Source organism: Thermosporothrix sp. COM3, from assembly GCF_059696735.1.
Window position 1 is genome coordinate 2161111 of record NZ_AP019376.1, and the last position, 19353, is coordinate 2180463.

10 protein-coding genes are annotated in these 19353 nt (G+C 54.0%); 7 read left to right on the plus strand and 3 right to left on the minus strand.

The features are described from left to right. Positions 1-181: 181 nt before the first annotated feature. From KTH_RS09315 to KTH_RS09345, 7 genes are all read left to right on the plus strand, one after another. A complete protein-coding gene (locus KTH_RS09315) occupies positions 182-3292 on the plus strand; it encodes an efflux RND transporter permease subunit (protein ID WP_497618077.1) in 3111 nt (1036 codons plus the stop codon). Between the two features lie 33 nt (positions 3293-3325). After that, positions 3326-3595, plus strand: coding sequence for a transposase (locus KTH_RS09320; protein ID WP_497618079.1), 270 nt, complete (start codon positions 3326-3328; stop codon positions 3593-3595). Positions 3596-3764: 169 nt separating this feature from the next. Then, entirely contained in the window at positions 3765-4859 is a 1095-nt protein-coding gene (locus KTH_RS09325) for a sensor histidine kinase (protein WP_497618081.1), read from the plus strand. Then, positions 4852-5505: a response regulator gene (locus tag KTH_RS09330; protein WP_497618083.1), complete on the plus strand. Its 654-nt coding sequence runs from the start codon at positions 4852-4854 to the stop codon at positions 5503-5505. The genes KTH_RS09325 and KTH_RS09330 overlap by 8 nt, the downstream gene beginning before the upstream one ends. Positions 5506-5577: 72 nt before the next feature. Next, complete coding sequence (locus tag KTH_RS09335) at positions 5578-6495, plus strand: ABC transporter ATP-binding protein (protein ID WP_497618084.1); 918 nt, start codon at positions 5578-5580, stop codon at positions 6493-6495. After that, positions 6486-7259, plus strand: coding sequence for an ABC transporter permease (locus KTH_RS09340; RefSeq protein ID WP_497618086.1), 774 nt, complete (start codon positions 6486-6488; stop codon positions 7257-7259). The genes KTH_RS09335 and KTH_RS09340 overlap by 10 nt, the downstream gene beginning before the upstream one ends. Then, a complete protein-coding gene (locus tag KTH_RS09345; protein WP_497618088.1) occupies positions 7256-7915 on the plus strand; it encodes a TetR/AcrR family transcriptional regulator C-terminal domain-containing protein in 660 nt (219 codons plus the stop codon). Before KTH_RS09340 ends, KTH_RS09345 begins: the two co-directional genes overlap by 4 nt. 275 nt (positions 7916-8190) lie before the next feature. Here KTH_RS09345 and KTH_RS09350 read toward each other — a convergent pair whose 3' ends face one another. The 3 genes from KTH_RS09350 to KTH_RS09360 form a co-directional block, all read right to left on the minus strand. Next, positions 8191-8808: a response regulator transcription factor gene (locus tag KTH_RS09350; protein ID WP_497618090.1), complete on the minus strand. Its 618-nt coding sequence runs from the start codon at positions 8806-8808 to the stop codon at positions 8191-8193. A gap of 831 nt (positions 8809-9639) precedes the next feature. Beyond that, complete coding sequence (locus KTH_RS09355; RefSeq protein WP_497618091.1) at positions 9640-10656, minus strand: hypothetical protein; 1017 nt, start codon at positions 10654-10656, stop codon at positions 9640-9642. Positions 10657-10716: 60 nt separating this feature from the next. Continuing rightward, positions 10717-19350, minus strand: coding sequence for an amino acid adenylation domain-containing protein (locus KTH_RS09360; RefSeq protein ID WP_497618093.1), 8634 nt, complete (start codon positions 19348-19350; stop codon positions 10717-10719). Between the last annotated feature and the right edge of the window lie 3 nt (positions 19351-19353).

Consider the following 19353-nt stretch of genomic DNA (forward strand, 5'->3'; position numbering starts at 1 on the left):
GGAGGACAATGCATACTGCTTGTTTGTCTCACCTTTTTTCTCCTCTGTATCTCGTCCTTTAGTCGGAGAAAAAATCGCGCGTACGAACGATCACAGAAGCCCTGCTTTCCGGTTATGATTGCTTCTGTTATTCAGAGCGCTATGTTCCCGGGAATTTCTGGCGGTATGTAAGGAGGTCAACGTGTTTGTCCTGACCCGTTTTAGTCTGAAAAATAAGAGTTTAATTGTACTGGCAAGCCTTGCCGTACTGGTTTTTGGCATAGCAATCTTGCCACTGTTGAAACAAGATGAATTGCCACCGGTCACCTATCCGGCTATCAATATAGCGTCGGTCTATCCCGGCGCGTCACCGGAACAGGTTGAGCGAGATGTGACCACCCTGCTGGAACAGCAGGTACAGGGGGCACAGAACGTTCAGCAAGTCACCTCTCAATCTCGTGAAGGGCTTTCGCTGATTACGGTGCTGTATCGAGATGGCAGCGACATTGAAAAGGCCAGACAACAGCTTACCGAGCAGGTAGAGAAGGCACGCACGGCCCTGCCAACGGGTGTGACACCTCAGTTACAGGTATTCAATCCCGGCGATATCCCTATCATTCTGCTGTCTGTCACTTCCAGCAAGGATCTGGCGCAGCTTGGACCGAGCTTGCAACAGAAAATTGTTCCGCAATTGCAAAGTATCGATGGCGTGGCAAATGTGAGCGTTACCGGGGTGCGCCAGCCAGTTGTCTCGATTAGCCTTGATCTCCACAAGATGCAGGAGAAGGGGTTGACACTGACGCAGGTCCAGAATGTTTTGCAAGCGAACAACCTGTCGCAGCCAGCGGGTTCTGTGACCAATGACGGACAGACCAAAACGGTACGCAGCGGACATACCTTTCAGTCGCTCAAGGAGCTACGTGGCCTGATCGTCGGAATGGCTCCGGCACAGGAGGGAAGTGAGAGTATGCCTGCCACCGCGCCACAGCCAATCAGGCTTGGTGAGATAGCGACGATTCGTGAAGATTTTGCCCAATCCGAGACGTTAACCCGTGTAAACGGACAGCCCAGTATCGGACTTGCACTGGTAAAGAGTGCGGCGGGAAACACGGTGATGATCTCCCAGGAGGTCCAGAAGCAACTTCCTGAAATGGAGAAGCTGCTAGGATCAGGGACAAAAATCAAGGTACTCGATGATCGAGCCCCGGTGATTCAGCACTCGATTACCGATCTGGTCAAGGAAGGGCTGATCGGAGCCGGGTTTGCAGTTCTCGTTATTCTGGTCTTCCTGCTCTCGCTGCGTTCAACGCTGGTGATTACGCTCTCGATCCCGCTGTCGGTGATTATGGCCCTGATTGCTTTATGGACGCAACAGACCTCGCTCAACGTGATGTCAATTGCAGGCCTGACCATTGCCATCGGGCGCGTCGTTGATGACTCGATTGTGGTGCTGGAAAACATCCATCGTCACCTCGCTCTCGGCGAATCGAAAGCGGAAGCGACGCTGCATGGGGTGCGCGAAGTCGCGACGGCTGTAACCGCTTCCACGCTGACGACGGTTGCGGTCTTTCTGCCGCTGGCCTTTCTGGGTGGCTTCGTCGGCGCTTATACGCATCCGCTGGCTCTGGCGGTGACATTTGCGCTGCTGGCCTCGCTCCTTGTCTCGTTGACCATTATCCCGGTGCTGGCATACTGGTTCCTCAAGCCGCCACGTACGGTGCAGCCGATTCTGCATACTCGTCCGTCGCTGTTAGAGCGGGGATATTATCCTCTTATCTCGTGGGTGACGCGGTATCGTATCATCACGATTCTCCTGGCTGTTGTGTTGCTGGCCGGTTCCTTTGCCCTGTTGCCTCTTTTGCCGATCAATACCTTCAGCGGGCAGGGTGAGAGCCGCTTTTCCTTCACGCTCAAGCAGACTCCGGGGACGAGCCTTGCCACGACAGATGCAGAAGCAAAGCGGATTGAGGACGAATTGAAGCTGGTCGAGGGGATACAGTCATTTCAGATTACGGTCGGTTCTGGCTCAGATGCTGGTAGCTTCGCAACGCAGCCTGATATGGCTCTCTTCACCATCACAGTGCAGGCAGGGAAAGAGATCAGCGAGGTTCAGAAGCGAGTTCGTGAGCATATCCAGCGGCTTGCGCTTCAGGGAAATGTGACCTTTCAGACGCAGCTTAACAATGTCGTTGATATTACTGTGCAGGCTCCCAATGAGCGGACGCTTCGTAGCGCCACCGAGCAGGTTATGAGGGAGATCAAGCAGATTCCCCAGACCAGCGATATCACAAACGATCTGGCGGCGGCTGTTCCTTCGATTGTGGTGGAGGTGCGGCCTAACAGAGCTACCGAGCTTGGGCTATCAACCATGCAGGTGAATCAGCTACTCCAGAGCATCTATACAGGGCTTCCGCTCACACAGATGACTCTGGATAATGTGACACGGCCTGTTATCCTCAAAATGAATGCGACCGCGATGACGATTCAACAGATTCAGGATCTGCGCATTGGGACGGAACGGGGTGAGGTGCGGCTTGGCGATATCGCCAGAGTGATGCAGACCACTGACCCGGTTCAGATCGGGCGCGTTGCTGGAACGCGCGCGGCAACGATTACGCTGACGGTCGTTGGTCAGGATGTAGGCGGAGTCACGCAACAGCTTCAACAGCGGCTGGCACAGTTGAAGCTACCGAGTGGCGCAACGACTCAGCTTGGTGGGACAGCCAGCGCGGCAAACAATGTGCTGACTCAGTTGCTGCTCGCGCTGTTGTTCGCGGTTCCAACCGTCTTCTTGATTATGGTCGCGACTTTCCGCAGCATTATTCAGCCGTTGATCCTGCTGATCTCGATCCCGTTTGCTGCTGTTGGCTCCATTGTGCTGGCAGCCCTTACCAGAACCCCTATAGGTGCATCTACACTCTTTGGTTTCCTGATGTTGATTGGTATTGTTGTCACTAACGCGATTGTGCTGATCGACCGTGTAAATCACTTCCGTGCTGATGGTATGTCTCCTCGCGAGGCCGTTATTGCCGGGGGACAACAGCGCGTACGCCCTATTCTCATGACGGCTCTGGCGACTATTATGGCTCTGCTGCCAATGGCTCTGGGCATTGGAGGAGCGGGGAACGCGATCATATCGAGTTCGCTTGCTGTGGTTGTTATTGGTGGGTTGACCTCTTCCACAATCCTGACGCTGCTGTTTGTGCCGACGCTGTACGTGCTGGTGGAGGAGGTGAAGGAGCGGTTGAGCAAGAGAGCGAAACAGGAGCCACTTGAGGCTGTCACTACAACCCCACTGGAGCACGTGAAGTAATGTTTTTGCTGTATGAAAGGCAGGGTGTATCACGTGGCTACTTCGAGAAGACGGCATAGCCCGGAACTGAAGGCTAGAATTGCGGTAGAGGCGATCAAAGGTCACAAGTCAACTGGCGAGCTTGCGCTTGAATATGGAGTGCATCCAACCCAGGTGTCGCAGTGGAAGAAGCAAGCGCTGAACGGGCTGCCCGAACTGTTTTCCGGACAGACAGGGATGCAGAGGCAGCGTCAGGATGAGCTGATTGCATATCTGTATCAACAGATCGGAAAGCTGAAAATGGAGCTAGAGCGCAAGAAGTAGCAAGAATGCGGGCGGGCTTGGAGGCTGTCGCCTTTGGACCTGCCCCTGCTTGAAACTGGTAGACAGGCAATACATTCAGTAAAAGGCTATACTATTGTATAATGCACTTCTTGGGTCGGGACGTGAGTGGAATAAGCGTTTTGCTCGTTGAATGAGAGGAAATATGCTCATGCCGTTTCAAATACCAACTCCTGGGAAAAAGCATCTGTTTCAAGGAGGTTTGCAGGGACGTATCACATTTTCGTATACCGTGATTACAATAGGAACGGTGCTGCTGGTCGAGATACTGACGATTACATTTCTTGCCAGTGTAACCGAGGAGGGCCGTGTGACGACGCCGCTGTTTTCGTCCGCGCTTTTTGGTTCGGTCCTCTTTTTTGTCACGCTGTTGTTCCTTATCCCTCTGATCGGAAGCTGGTTCGGCTATTTGAGTACACGCGGGGTGATTCATCGCCTGCGTCAGCTTGCAGCGGCCCTCTCGCGAATTGCAGCGGGAGACTATACATGTCGTCTGGCTGTTCACCATAAAGACGAGATCGGCCAACTGGAAAGACATTTTAATGTCATGGCAACCCAACTGACGGAAAGCCTGAGCCAATGCCGCCAGCTTGCTGAACAGAACGCACGGTTAGCGGAGCGGGCGCGGATCGCGCGTGAGCTGCATGACGCAGTTTCACAGGATCTGTTCTCGCTTCGGATGGCAGTTGGTGGCCTGCACTCGGCTGTCGAAGTCGGATTGTCAACACGGGACAAGTTCCAATTGCAGAATCTTTTGCCCTATATCGGCACGATAGAAGAGACAGCCGGGCATATGCTGCATGAGATGCGAGCGCTGTTGCTGGAGCTGCGGCCCTTGCGTCTGGAACAGCAGGGACTCGGTGAAGCTCTGGAAGATCTGGCGAACGCCTACCGGACTCGCCTTGAGATTGCGGTACAGACAGAGATCCAGCCGGTTTCGCTCTCTCCCGAGGCCGAGCACGCGATTTTACGCATTGCGCAAGAAGCGTTTACGAACGCGGTACGGCATGGGGAGGCAACGGCGCTGACGGTCGTGCTGGAAGAGCGCGAGCAGCAGGTTGAGTTTCAGATCTCCGATAATGGGAAGGGGTTTGCGCTCGAAGAAGTGCGAGATCGGCATGGATTGGGCTTGCGACTCATGAGGGAGCGCGTGCAGGAGCTGGATGGGTCGTTAAGCCTGGTATCGGTTCCAAAGCAGGGGACGCGTATTCATATTCATTTGCCGGGAGAGAAAGTGCATGATTAGTGTGGTGATTGTTGATGACCATACGATGGTCAGGCGGGGATTGCGTCTGCTCCTTGAGCAGCAGGAAGATATGGTTGTCGTTGGTGAAGGTAGTGACGGAGAAGAAGCGATAGCGCTGGCAAGCGAGTTGCTCCCGGATGTGCTTCTGCTCGATTTGCTGATGCCGCGTATGGATGGGATCACGGCAATTCGGAAAATTAAGGAGATCACCCCGACGACTCGCATTATTGTTCTGACTTCTTACTATGAAGATGAGCATATTTTTGGTGTAATCAAGGCAGGGGCTCTCTCGTACCTGTTGAAAGATAGCAGTCCTGAAGGGTTGGTCGCTGCGATTCGAGCTGCTGTGCAGGGTGAGAGCACGCTTGATCCCCTTGTTGCAGGACGCCTGCTACGAGAGGTGCGTGAGCGCGATCAATCTCCTCTGCATGAGTTAACGGGGCGTGAACTGGATGTATTAAGGCAGATTGCGCGGGGCCGCTCAAATCAGGCGATTGCGCAGGAATTGAACATTGCTGAGCGAACGGTGAAGACCCACGTTTCCAATATTCTCTCGAAGCTTCATCTCGCGGATAGAACACAAGCCGCGATTTATGCTCTGCAACAGCGTCTGATACCGTTAGAGGACGCACTTGAGGAACAATAGCCCTTGATATTCTACGATGTAGAATATATACTTGTGATAGGGGTTCTACGGTGTAGAAAGGATTATATACGGATGCTGCGAATCGTAGGATTATGTAAAGCCTACGGGCAGATCGTTGCGCTTCAGGATGTTGATCTCTCGATTGAAGCGGGCGAGATCGTTGGTCTGATCGGGCCAAATGGTGCGGGAAAGACAACGCTCGTCTCGTTAGTGGCCGGATTGCGTAAGGCCGATGCAGGAAGTGTGACTATTCAAGGAATCGATGCGCTGCGCTTTCCTGAAAAGGTGCGGCCTCTCCTTGGGGTTGCGCCACAGGACTCGAGCTTCTATCCTGGCTTGTTGGTACGGGATAACCTGCGCTTCTTTGGCGAACTCTACGGGTTGCGAGGTCGCGACTTGCGCCTGCGCGTTGATGAGATTGCAAGCGCGTTGGGGCTGGAGACACTGCTTCAGCGAAGAGCGCGTGAGCTATCTGGTGGGCAGCAGCGCCGTTTGCATACCGCACTGGCGCTGCTGCATCGGCCTCGGCTGCTTTTTCTCGATGAGCCAACCGTAGGAGCAGACGTACAGACGCGCGGGCAAATTCTGGAGATTGTGCAGCAGTTGGCGGCGGAAGGCTGTGCGGTCTGTTACTGTTCGCACTATTTCCCTGAAATTGAGCAGCTTCACGCAAGCATTGCGGTGCTGGAAGCTGGACGCGTGCTGGTTCGGAGTTCGCTTCAGGAGTTTATCACGGCTCACGGCACAACGCAGGTGCGTCTGACATTTGAAGGAGAGGCTCCGTATCAGCCCGGCTGGATCTGTGAGGGGGAATGCGCGTTTATTCCGACGGAGCGTCCGACGAAGACAATCACAGACCTCTTACAACATTCTGCTGAAATAGCGGCTCGCGTGCGGACCATTGAAATTGTGCAGCCTGATCTTGAAAGCGCGTATCTGGCTGTGACCGGACGGATAGTGCCGGGAATGGAGGTGGAGCGGTGTCATTAGCACGCTGCCTGGTGTTGATTCGTTATAACTTTCGCCTGTTGGCTGATGATCTGGCCTCTCTTTTGAGTATGCTGTTCTTCCCATTTATTATGATGTTTTTCTTGCAGCCGGCAGGCCGGGTACTCTTGCAGAGTAGTGGATATCGTGATGCGAGTGGAGCCGAACAGGTGGTGCCGGGCATGGTAGTCCTTTTTGTTTTCCTCGGTATGAGTTTTACCGGATCGCTCTTTTTCCAGGAACATTCATGGAGAACATGGGATCGGCTCAGGGCGAGTGTGGCACGACCGCTAGAGATTATTATAGGGAAATGTACGCCGCCTTTTGTGCTGACGCTGGTGCAGGTAATCATCCTTTTTGGTGCAGGCTTTCTCATTTTTGGGATGCAAACGTTCCCCTCCTTGCCTTTGTTGGGACTGATGATGTTGGCTCTCTGCTTCTGTCAGACAGGGCTGGCGATGGCGTGGATTGCGTTAAGCCGAAGCTTCAGCCAGTTTCTGATTCTCTCGAATCTGTTGGGAATGCTCTTTTGCGGCCTGGGAGGCTCGCTAGTTCCTCCCGAAGCGCTGCCGGGTTGGGCGGCATTTCTTGCGCCAGCTTCCCCGGCGTACTGGGCCTTGCGAGGTTTTCGCACGCTGCTTCTCGATGGGGGCGACCTTTTTTCCTACCTGCAAGCGCTGCTTGTGCTACTTGGTATCGGTAGCGCAGCCTTGTTGCTGGCGGCGCTCCGTTTCCGCTTTGCCGATGTGAAAGAGGTGACGATATGAGAGGGAAGCGGCAGAAGAAGAATGCAGATCTCTCCCGTGAGCGCGTATTGGAGGTCGCTGTGTCACTGCTTGATCGGGAAGGATTAAGCGGTTTCAGTATGCGTCGGCTCGGGGCGGAACTGGAAGCCGATCCGATGGCGGTCTATTATTATTTCCCTAACAAGGGCGCCCTTCTCGATGGCGTGCTTGAGCGTATCCTTGCCCGGGTCGTTTTGCCGGAGGATGTGCGGATAGCATGGCCTGAACAGATACGGATGGTGATGCGTGAGCTACGCCGCGTTTTACGAAACCATGCTCACGTGGTGCCTCTGCTGATTGCGCGCCCGCTGTGGACACCTGCCAGCTTACAGATAGGAGATATGCTTGCACGTTTGCTGCTTGAGGCTGGCTTTACGGAGGATCAGGCTGCGGATGCTATCCTGAGTTTGAGTTCGTATCTGGTTGGTCATCTCCTTGCTGAACAGGAGCCGACAGACCGTACAACTATCTCGGAGCAGGAAGCGCGTGCCCACCTGATGCAGAGCGCTATTGAGAAGTACCCTGCGTTCCAGCATGTTTTTATCCGGAGTCAAGGCTATAGTATTGAGCGACGATTTGAACGAGGGTTGGAATTGCTTCTTCAGGGGTTGCTGTCTCAGGAGCGGGGACGTTCGTGATGAGAAACGTCGCGTTGGTTTGTGCGATTGAAAGCACTTTCTTTCCTGAGTACAATGTCCAAGACTTGAAGTTTCTGTGTAATAGGGGAAGAGCAACAGAGAGCACTCTTTCCCCTTTATGCTGCAAGCTCCAATGAAGTAAGAAGATGCGAGAGATGAACTGTTGCTTGCGACGTAGGGACGGTTAGCGCTATATGCTTATTCGCTTAGAATGCATGAATTTTCTCCTCCTTCTTTGCCCTGGTGTCAGGCTGCCGGTGTCTTGTGAAGTGGGATTATCTTGCCCGCACACGCATCTCCTCTCTTCTCAAGATTCTGGGTGTGGTTGGGGCCGCTTTATCGCGCTTCTTGGTGATGTTTTGAATGTGGGTTTTGAGCGTGGTTTCTGCGATACACAATTGACGAGCGATACTCGGTCGATCATACCCCTCGCGGAGCAGATGGACAATCTCTTTCTCACGTGGTGTCAGCAGTTCTTCCTGCACTGCAAAGTGGTTGGAGTGGTAGAAAAAGTGCTCAATCATCCAGTGAACAAGCGCTGGCTCTATAACAAACGTGTTGCTTTCTTGACTGAGTGTGGCGCGAAGCAGTTCTGATGAGACGTTAGGAGAAAGGTAGCCCTTCGCTCCATGCTCATAAGCGGCCTTAAGCAAGGCCATATCTGGTTCGTCGGTCAGGATGGCAAAGCGCTTTGTTGGTAGGTTGGTAATCTCACTAATCAACGACTGATTCACGATGACAAGATCGGGCCGATGATTGAGGAGATAGGATAACAACTCTTTCTCATTAGTCACCCCATGAACATTGGAAACACGGTTATCTTCAAGCAGGATAGCCCGTAGTCCCTCTCGCAGAACGTCTCGCGGTTCTGCAATAACAATGTTCATCTGCATAAAATTGTAACCTCCCGTATGGCATCGATCATGCAGCCAGAGATTCAAACTGGAAGCATACTTCATCAGTAAGCATAGAAACCAATCCTTCTACACTTTTATATTGACTCTAGTAAACCTGAAATGCTATGAAGTATGTCACAGTATCATCTCTTTTTTTTGAGCATCAAAAGATATAAAAATAGAAATATCTTTTTGTGCTCTATTACTGCAATTTTGCGAGCAAACATGCTAGAGAAGATCAGAAGAAAGCAGGGATTGTTGCTCTCTTGAAAAAGGTGGTCTTGTATACTGGCGTCATCCCCGCTACATCTGTGCTCCGCAACTACACTCAAGCTTTTTCGAGTCGTAAGTATCCGGGGGCTACTGGTTGAAAGGATTAAATATCTGTGACTTTTTAGGGTTTGACAAGTGGCTATGAGAGTCGTTGCATGCTACAGTGAAGTACGTATTCTTTGTATGACAGCCCAACAGCTTGATCGTCTCAATAGATGGCTGATTACAACTTATTCGCTTTTTATCTTTAGTGAGCGTTCCCCCTTCCCTTATAATCTAATCTATATAGAATCTTGCTTGATTTTTTACTTTTTATTACTCGAATGATAAAAAAGCTTCCCTTGTTATTATATGATATGTTTTCAGGAAAATCAATAGGAACGGATGTAATATACAAGAAACGGAAGAGAGAAATCTCATTGATGAGATGTTTTCCGTGTAATTCTGTTATTCTTTGCTGAATAAGTTCTATATAAAATGAAATTTCTGTTTATATAGAGAAAAAAGGATGACGAGAGGTGAAGGGCGGCTTTCGCCCTTCACCTCTCCTGTACTTCAATGTGGCTCGATGATAGAGGCAGCCTGCCATGATGGGTGATAGAACAGATACGCTTTAGCTTCCAGAGTATTGGCAGTGCGGCCCGGATCGTAGCCAAATTTGATATGCGAGAGAAAGCGATGCGTGATACTGATCTGATAATCGAGCTGATACAGCTTAATACCAGAAAATGCGATGAGAAAATCGTGCTGAGCGCGATTGCACAATCCCCTATCGGTCAATTCGCTCAACGTGGCAGGCAGGCGCTTATCATAGCGCGCAAAAAAACATTCCACGCCGATTTTGGGCTGCACCTCCGTTGAGACGTCAAGCAGGAGGGTCAGCATGTCAAAGCGAGGGAGCAAACGAAGCAGCGGCTCCAGTTCGCCTGTAGAGCCTGGCCAGCCCACCGCTTCCAGATAGCTCGGTAGATCATGGGGAGTGATCCGCATTACCTGGAGGCGAATAGTGCCCTGATTGCGTAACAGCCCGAAGCCGACCTGATTCACGTGGGCTCCATTCGGAATCGCTTGTAGACAGCGTTGCAGGTTCTCCTGGACGCGTGGCTGTTCTGCCTTGCCATAGAAGACCTCGGCTAATGCCTGGATGGTGGTGAGCTGATCGATTGAGCAGTGCTGACAATAGAAAAGACCGGGCGTTGAGAGCAGAGAGGCAGGCCGATCCAGATCAAATTCGAGCCATACATGGTTCGTACCATGATGGATGAAGCTGTTTTGATCGTTCCAAAGCGAGGCAAAATGGTAGAGTTTTTGCCAGACCGGATCTTTGTTGAGTTGCGGAGTGATGTGATTGAGAAGCTGCTGCTGTCCGTCTGCATCAGCCGAGAAATGGAGCGAGAAGTCAACGTACTGGCCCTGTTCACGCAGGTGCAGCTCAAAGCAGAAGATTCGGTTAGCGAGCGCATCGGGAAAATGGCAGGTGAGCGCTTGAATGCGTTGAAAGGCCTCCTCTGAAATGATTGTATCTGGCAGGTCGGCGCGTAGAAGCTGCGTATAATCGGCTAGAGTTCCCATGTGTAACATCCTCCGAAAAGAGGGAGTGCTGGCATTTGTCTGATACCAGCAGCGTTCCCATTACAGGCTATCAAGACAGTATTGAAGTGAGATTGCCAGCGTGTGGACGGCGGGACCGACAACGATCCCTTCATGATCTCCCGGAACAACGTAAACATCGACGCCATTCTTTGTGAGTCGCTCCCATCCACCCGTGATGTGAGGCGGCTTTCCGGGTGACGAGAGTCGTCGCATGAGTTGCAGGGTTTCGGTGGCGCGAAATAGCGTGATCCTGTGCGGGTAGACGTGCGGCACATAGCGTTGAGCGGCGTATTTGCTCATTGCCGTTGTCATCAGGAAGCGGCGGGCATGCGCAGGATCAGCGTTCGCGGAGAGCATATTCATCTTCACCATCTCACGACAGACGAAGTCAAGCTGTGCCTCTGGTTGCCAGTGCTCAAAGCTCTCGGGAGTGGTGAGATGATATGCCTCGATCATATTTAAGGCCAGAGCTGCATCACTGGTATCTGGCTTCAGGGCGTGCTCGGGATCACTGAGATGTGCGGCGCTATCGATAATTGCCAGAAGTGCGACCTCTTCGCCCACCTGGTGAAGCTGCTGGGCCATTTCAAAGGCAACGATTCCGCCAAAAGACCAGCCACTCAGACGATATGGGCCGGTGGGCTGGACCTCTCGCAGGGCGTCGATGTAGAGGGAGGCCAGCCGCTCGATTGGCGGGTACGTGTTCTCGTCGGCCCACTCCGGGAGCTGCAAGCCGTAGAATGGTTGCTCTGGATCAAGGAGCCGAGCCAGCCGCGTGTAACAGAAGACTGTTCCTGCTGCCGGATGGACGCAGAAGAGAGGTGGTTTTGTTCCCCGGGGCTGTATTGGTACAAGCAGCCTCTGTTGCTGAGGAGGGGGCGAGAGATGGCGAAGGCTCATTGCCAGCTCCTCGATAGTGGGATGCTGGAAGAGCGTCACAATCGGTATCGCCTGTCCAAGCTGTTTCTGGATCAGCGATACCAGCCGCATTGCCATAATCGAGTGACCGCCCAACTCGAAGAAGTTGTCTGTAATGTTGAGATCCGACCGCTGGAAAAGGTCTTCCCAGATCTGCATAAGCTGAAATTCGGTTGCATCTCGTGGCGGAACAAATTGCCGTGCTGGCTCCTGTGGCGTCGTGGCTTGCAGGTGTTGTGAAGCTTCCACCAGTTGGGGCAAGAGGCGACGATCAATTTTGCCGTTTGGTGTCAGGGGCAGGGTATCGACCATGCTATAGTATGCGGGCTGCATGAACGCCGGAAGCCTGTCGGCCACGTATTGCCGCAGTTCTTCACGAGCAAGCTGCTTCCCCACCACGATAGCAAGGAGCCGCTTCTCCTGCTGTTCTTCCCAGACAGTCACAACGCACTCGCGCACGTCGGGATGCTGGCAGATCACGGCTTCAATCTCGCCTGGCTCGACGCGGAAGCCTCGTATTTTGATCTGCTGATCCAGGCGGCCCAGAAAGTCAATGGTGCCATCTTCCAGATAGCGAACGAGGTCGCCAGTTTTGTAGAGGCGTGCTCCCGGCTGGTCGCTAAAGGGATGCGGGATAAAGCGTTCAGCGGTCAAGTGAGGCTGATTGAGGTAGCCACGAGCCAGCCCATCTCCGCCGATATAGAGTTCGCCGGGGACACCTATCGGTACCGGGTGTAGCTGGCGATCAAGGATATAGGCCTGAGCGTTTGCAATGGGTGTTCCAATAGGGACGGAGTGATGAGAGAGCCGCTCTATCGTGTGGCAGCAAGCAAACGTCGTACATTCGGTTGGCCCGTAGCCGTTGATAAGGCGGCAGCCCGGCAGTTGCTGAAGAGCGCGTGCTACATGAGGTGGCGAAAGCACATCGCCTCCGGTGAGAAGCTGCTGCAATGATGACAGATCTTCAAGCGAACTCTCGACAAGCTGCCGGAACACCCCTTCTGTCAGCCACATGGTAGAGATGCGATAGCGTTTTAGCGCGTCTTTGAGATCATTCATAGAAGGCAGGAATGAGGGGAAGATTACCAGTCTTCCCCCGTTAAGTAACGCGCCCCAGATCTCGAATGTAGAAGCATCGAACGAGATGGGTGCAAAATGCAGAAATACTTCATCTGCGCTGAAGCGTGCATACTGTGTTTCCCTGACCAGTCGAATGATATTGCGATGAGTGACGCCTACACCTTTCGGTTGCCCGGTTGAGCCCGAGGTATACATGATATAGGCGAGATTGTCGGGGTGAATGGGTGGCAAGGCTTCCTGAGCCGTCTGCCCTATGGCCTGCCAATCTCGATCCAGACAGATGGTGCGCCCTGTGAAGGTGGGAAGGCTTTGAAGCAGGTTTTCCCGGGTAAGCAAGATGTGTAGTCGGGCATCAGCAAACAGGAAGGCGAGCCGCTCAGCCGGGTAGGAGGTATCGAGTGGCACATAGGCTCCACCTGCCTTGAGAATGCCCAGGATGGCTATGAGGAGTTCAGGTGTGCGCTCAAGCCAGAGCCCGACAGGCGTATCCAAACCTACTCCTGCTCTGCGGAGGTAGGAGGCCAGATGATTGCTTCGTGTATCGAGTTCTGCATAGGTAAGCTGTTCGTCCTCAAAGAGGAGCGCGATGGCGTCAGGGGTGCGCTGTACCTGCTCGGCAAAGAGCAGCGGCAGCGTCCGGGTTGCAGGATAGGGGGTGCGCGTCTGGTTCCAGCAAGTCAGAAGCGTATCAAGCTCATCATAAGGGATGAGGGAGAGCTGTTCAGGTGTGTTCGACGTGTTGTGAGCGAGAGAGAGAAGGATATGGAGGAGATGGTTGAGCAGCCGCTGAAGGGGGGAAGCGTCGAAGCAAGCGGTGTCATAGGTCAGTCGCAGTTCCAGGCGTTCCTGTTGCACCATCGCCTGAATGACAAGCGGATAGTTGGCCTTTTCTACTATGTGGAGATCCTGTATTTCGAGATCAGGAAGCAGGTGCAGGATTGCCTCGTCAAGCGGGTAATTCTCAAAGACGAGCAGGGTGTCAAAGAGACGCTGTCCCGCGGGAACCTCGCTGCATCGCTGGATCTCAAACAAGGGAGCATATTCATAGAGCCGTGCCTCGGCCTGTTGCGCCTGGAGCTCACGGAGCCAATCGGAGAGCGGCTGATGCACCGGGAGCTGGACACGCACAGGCAGGGTATTGATAAAGAGGCCAGCGGTGTGCTCGATGCCAGCAAGCGAGGCGGGTCGTCCGGCAACGGTTGTGCCGAAAAGGACATCGTTGCTGCCACTGTAACGGCTCAGGAGGAGGGCCCAGGCGGCCTGAAGGAGGGTGTTCATGGTGAGCTGCTCGCGTTTGGCGCAGGCAAGGAGTGAGGCGGTGTGCTCCTGATCGCAGGAGAGATGCAGGACGGCATACTGCTGCTGTTGTTGAGCGAGGGGAGCGGGGTGCTGAATGGGGAGGCGTGTGGGAGTGGAGAAGCCAGCAAGGAGCCGTCGCCAGTAGGAGAGGGCTTGGTGCTGATCTTGCTGCTGAAGCCAGGCGATATAGTCCCGGTAGGGCCGAGCCGTTTCGAGAGTCAGCAGGTGTGCGTGCTCATAGAAGTGAAGGGCTTCCTGGAAGAGGAGCGGGAGGGACCAGCCATCGAGCAGGATGTGATGGAAGCACCAGAGCAGGACCCATTGGCGCTCTGCAAGCTGGATCAGGTGCACGCGGAAGAGTGGCGCGTTCGTCAGGTCGAAGCCGCGAGTCCGTTCCTCCTGACGCAGCTTTTCGAGACGCAGTTGCTGGACGTCGGGAGGGAGGGAGCGCCAATCAGCGAAGAGCCAGGGGAAAGGAGCGCGCCTGAAGACGACTTGCAGTGGGTGTTCGAGCTCGTGCCAGAGGAAGGAGGTGCGCAAGATGTGATGGCGCTGCTGGACGGTGGCGAAGGCGTCGCGGAGCCGCTGAGGATCGAGTGCACCCTGTAGGCGGAACTCGGCGAGCTGGATATAGAGATCGCTCCCCGAGGCTTCGTGGGCGTGGAAGAGCATGCCTGCTTGCAAGGGAGAGAGGGGGTAGAGATCCTCGACGGAGGGGGGAAGGGCAAGAGAGTCGAGTTGTGCCTGAGAGAGAGAAGCCAGGGGGAAATCAGAGGGAGTGAAGCCGTGAGCCTGGGGAAGGAGGCAATGCTGAATCAAGGAATGCAGGTGTGAGAGGAAGGAGGTTGCAAGCTGTTGAATGGTGGTTGGAGCATGCAGAGAGGAGCTGTATTCCCATTGCAGGGAGAGGCAGCCGTTGGCGACCATGCCATCGATGCTGATGAGGTGGCTACGGCGGTTCTCCGGGCTGTGTTCCGCTCCCGGTGCTTGAGGCGCGAACGTGAACAGAGAAACGCCTTCACCATCAAATTGGCCGAGATAGTTAAAGATGAGTTGAGGTTCAGTGAGCAGATCAAAGGAGCGACGGACCTGCTCATCAGGGTGCAGGTAGCGAAGCAAGCCGTACCCGATGCCCTGTTCGGGGAGGCGACGAAGCTGCTCCTTGACGCTTTTGAGGACGGAGGCGGGATCGCGATGGGCAGGCAGTTGGAGCAGGAGCGGATAGAGAGCGGTGAACCAGCCGACGGTCTGGGACAGGTCGATGTCTGGAAGCAGGTCAACGCGTCCGTGTCCCTCAAGGTGGAGGAGCAGGGAAGGATGCTCAGTCCATTCGGAGAAGGCGAGCAGGAGGGCAGAGAGGAGCACGTCCTGAACGCGGGTCTGGTAGGCGTGAGGCACCTGTTGAAGCAGGGCACGGGTCTCCTCAGCAGAAAGCGTGACCGTAATAACCTGACTTTGTGCCTTCAAATTCTGTCCCTGAGGCTGGTCGAGAGGGAAGGCAGGAGCGGTAGGGGGGTGTTGGGCGAGCCAGAAGGGAAGCTGCTGGCGAAGGGCGTCGGCGTGGGTGTGGACATAGCGAAGCAGGGCGTGGCCCCACTGCCAGAAAGACGGGCCGGGTGGTGGTAGTTGGGGTTGTTTGCCTGCCAGAAGAGCATGAAGTATGGTCTGTAGCTCGGAGAGAATGACGCGCCAGGAGACGCCATCGACAGCGAGGTGATGAATGACGAGCAGGAGCAGGGAAGGTTGCTGGCCTCTGGTGAAGAGCACGGCACGCAGCAGGGGGCCATGCTCCAGCGAGAGGGAAGCATGAGCCTGCTCAGCGACCTGTTCGATGGTGGTTTGCTGCTCATCAGGGGAAAGCGCGTCAAGGGCGACCTGCTGAAGAGATGCTTCAGTGGAAGGTTCGCGCCGACGCAAGAGGTTGCCACTCAGGAAGAGCTGGAAGGCGTCATGTCGCTGTACAAGTTGTGTGAGTGCTAGAGAGATATGCTGAGATGAGAGCTCGGTTTGCAGTTGCAGTAGGATGGATTGATTGAAGTGATGCGGGTTGGCGGGCTGCTGGTCAAGGAACCACTGCATGATAGGGAGCAGGGGAAGCTCCTGCGGAAGCGTCTCGGCCTGAGCAGGGGTGATTGGTGTAGCAGTATCGGGCTGCGTGTGGAGGAAGGCGGCAAGTTGTGCGATGGTCTGATGCTGAAAGAGGTGGCGAGGGGAGAGGGAGAGACCGGCCTGAGCGGCTCGAGAGACGACCTGAATGCTGAGGATGGAGTCACCCCCCAGGGAGAAGAAGTTATCGTGGATGCCGAATGTGTCGAGTTGGAGCACCGCTTGCCAGATGGAATGCAGTTGTGCTTCCAGGGGAGAGCGTGGCGCTTCGTTGGTGGAGGTGGCAGAGAGAGAGGGTGCGGGCAAGGCGCGGCGATCCAGCTTGCCATTGGCGTTGAGAGGGAAGCTATCGACTCTTATGATGCGAGATGGCACCATATAATGAGGGAGCGATTGACGCAAGAAATCCTGTACTTGAGCCTCAAAGGAAGCAGGGGTATCAGTCAGAGCCGTAGCAGCGATGACATATGCAACAAGCTGCTTGTGTCCATGTGTGTCTTCGCGTATCATCACGACTGCTTCGGAGATTGCCGGGTGCCTTCGCAAGGTCGCCTCTACCTCGCCCGGCTCAATACGGTAGCCTCTTAGCTTGACCTGCTGATCAACACGCCCCACAAATTCAATCGAGCCATCAGGAAGATGACGCCCGAGATCCCCGGTGCGATAGAGGCGCGCACCCGGCTCCTTGCTAAAGGGGTGAGGGAGGAAGCGTTCAGCGGTCAAGTCTGGTCGATTGAGATAGCCGCGTGCGAGTCCGACGCCGCCAATATAGATTTCACCAGGGACTCCAACCGGCACCGGCTGAAGATACTGGTTGAGCAAGTACACCTGAAAGTTGGGTATTGGTTTTCCGATGGTGACCGGTTGGTCGGGAAAGCACTCAATGGTGCTTGCGCCGACAGTGGTTTCAGTCGGGCCATAGCCATTGAAGAAGTGATGTGGTGGCGACCATGCGGCTACAAGCGCAGGTGGACAGGCTTCTCCCACAGCGATGATCGTTTCGAGTGCAGGAAGATGCGCGGGCGGAAGGGCAGCCAGTACAGAGGGTGGAACGGTAATAAGACTGATCGCTTGTTCTCGGAGAATATGCGTGAGATCGGGACCGGGGAGCAGCCGTTCCTGAGTGTCTGCATATATCGTTGCACCGAGCAACAACGCCATAATATCCACGACGGATGCATCAAAGCTGAGCGAGGCAAACTGTAGAATACGACTCTGCTCGTTGACGCTGAAAAGGGTGCTGTACGAATAGGCAAGGTTCCCTATGCCCCGATGGGTTACCTGTACTCCTTTGGGTGTACCTGTCGAGCCAGAGGTATAGATCATATATGCGATATGATCCAGATGCATCGGCACATCTGGTGTCGTTGTCGGCATCCTTGCCACGCGCGACCACTCGGTATCAAGACAAAGCCGTTCAACTGAAGCTGACTTCATGCTGATATGACTCTGGGTAAGCAGCAGGTGGATATTGGCATCCTGTAGCATAAACGCCAGACGTTCGGGCGGGTAAGCGGGATCAAGTGGCACATAGGCTCCACCTGCCTTAAGGACACCAAAGAGCGCAATAAAGCTTTCGACGGAGCGCTCTGTACAGATACCAACTAGCACATCGGGGCCAACTCCCTTTGCTCGCAGGTAGTGGGCTAACTGGTTTGAGCGCCGATGCAACTCATCATAGGTTAACTGGTGCTCGTGATAGGTCAGGGCGATCTGGTCCGGTCGCTGCTCTGCCTGCTCTATAAACAATGCAGGAAATGTCTTGCGAGGTGCATTTTCTGTATCTGTATCGTTCCACTCAAAGAGCAAGCGCTGTCGCTCTTCTTCTGGAAGCACGGTCAGACTATGTACATGTTGTGTAGGATCGGCTGCGATATGCTCAAGTAATGTTTGCCAGTGTTGCAGAAATGAGCGAATTGTCTCCGCTTTGAAGAGGTCAGTGTTGTATTCGAGCAGGCAGTGTAGCCCGTCAAGCCTCTCTTCGACGGCAAGGGCGAGATCGAATTTTGCGCTTACATGCTCCTGCTTCAGGCTGGTAACGGCGAGATCTCCAAGCCTCTCAGCACCCTTGATGGTGTTGTGATAAATGAACATGACCTGAATGAGCGGCGAACGACTGGGATCGCGTTCGAGGTCGAGAGCATCCACCACCTTTTCAAATGGGACGTCCTGATGCTCATAGGCATCGAGCAGGGTATTGCGTACCTGTCGTAGCACCTGTTGTAGTGTCTGTTCTGGCGTTAGCTTGCTTCTAATGACGAGTGTATTGACAAAGAACCCGATGATGTTTTCCAGCTCGACGCGGGTGCGATTGGTGACAGGAATACCAACTGCGATATCTGTCTGGTTGCTATAGTGTGCCAGCAACATTTGAAAGGCGGCAAGCAGGGTCATAAACAGCGTCATGCCCTCACGCTCGCTCAAGGCCTGTAGCTTCTTGAGCAGGGAGGCTGAAAGCGTGAGATCCTGCCATGCTCCGGCCTGTGTCTGGAGCGGAGGGCGTGGATAGTCAGTCGGTAGTTCCAGCGGCGGAACGTCTTTGAGCTGTGTACACCAGTAGTGAAGCTGCTTTTCCAGTGTCTCTTTCTGTATCGTCTGACGCTGCCAGATGGCATAATCGGCATATTGGAGAGGAAGTTCGGGAAGCTCCGGGCGCTGGCCTCTGCAATATGCGTGATAAAGATAAGTGAGTTCTTCGATGAATATTTCAAGAGAGCGTGCATCAGAAATGATATGATGCATGTTCAATAGAAGGATGTGCGTTGTGGGCTCCAGGAGAAGAAGCGCAGCACGGAACAGGGGGCCCCGACTGAGATCAAATGGGTTATGTGCCTCCTGATTGATGAGTTTCTGAACGGTTGCTTGCTGCTGAGTGGCAGACAGGCCGCTTAGATCGATAAGGCGCAAAGAGAGTTCGCCTCGTTCAGCGATAACCTGTACCGGCTGATTCTCCTGAAGGGCTACGGTTGTGCGCAGGCTTTCGTGTCGCTGTAGAAGCTTGGTCAGGCTGCTTTGTAATGCCTGCCGATTCAGCGGCCCTTCCAGGCGTAACGCCTCCGCTATATTGTAGTTCGGGCTGCCAGGTTCAAACTGATCTAAAAACCAGACACGCTGTTGGGCAAAAGAGAGCGGAACCGTGTCCGTTGGCTTGCGGCGTGGGATCACCTCTTCCAGCCCAAAGCCTTCTTCATCAAGCAGTTGAAGTAAAAGTGCATCTTCCTCCTCGCCAAACAGATCAAACGTATTTCCAGCGTGCTTATCTCTATCCATAGT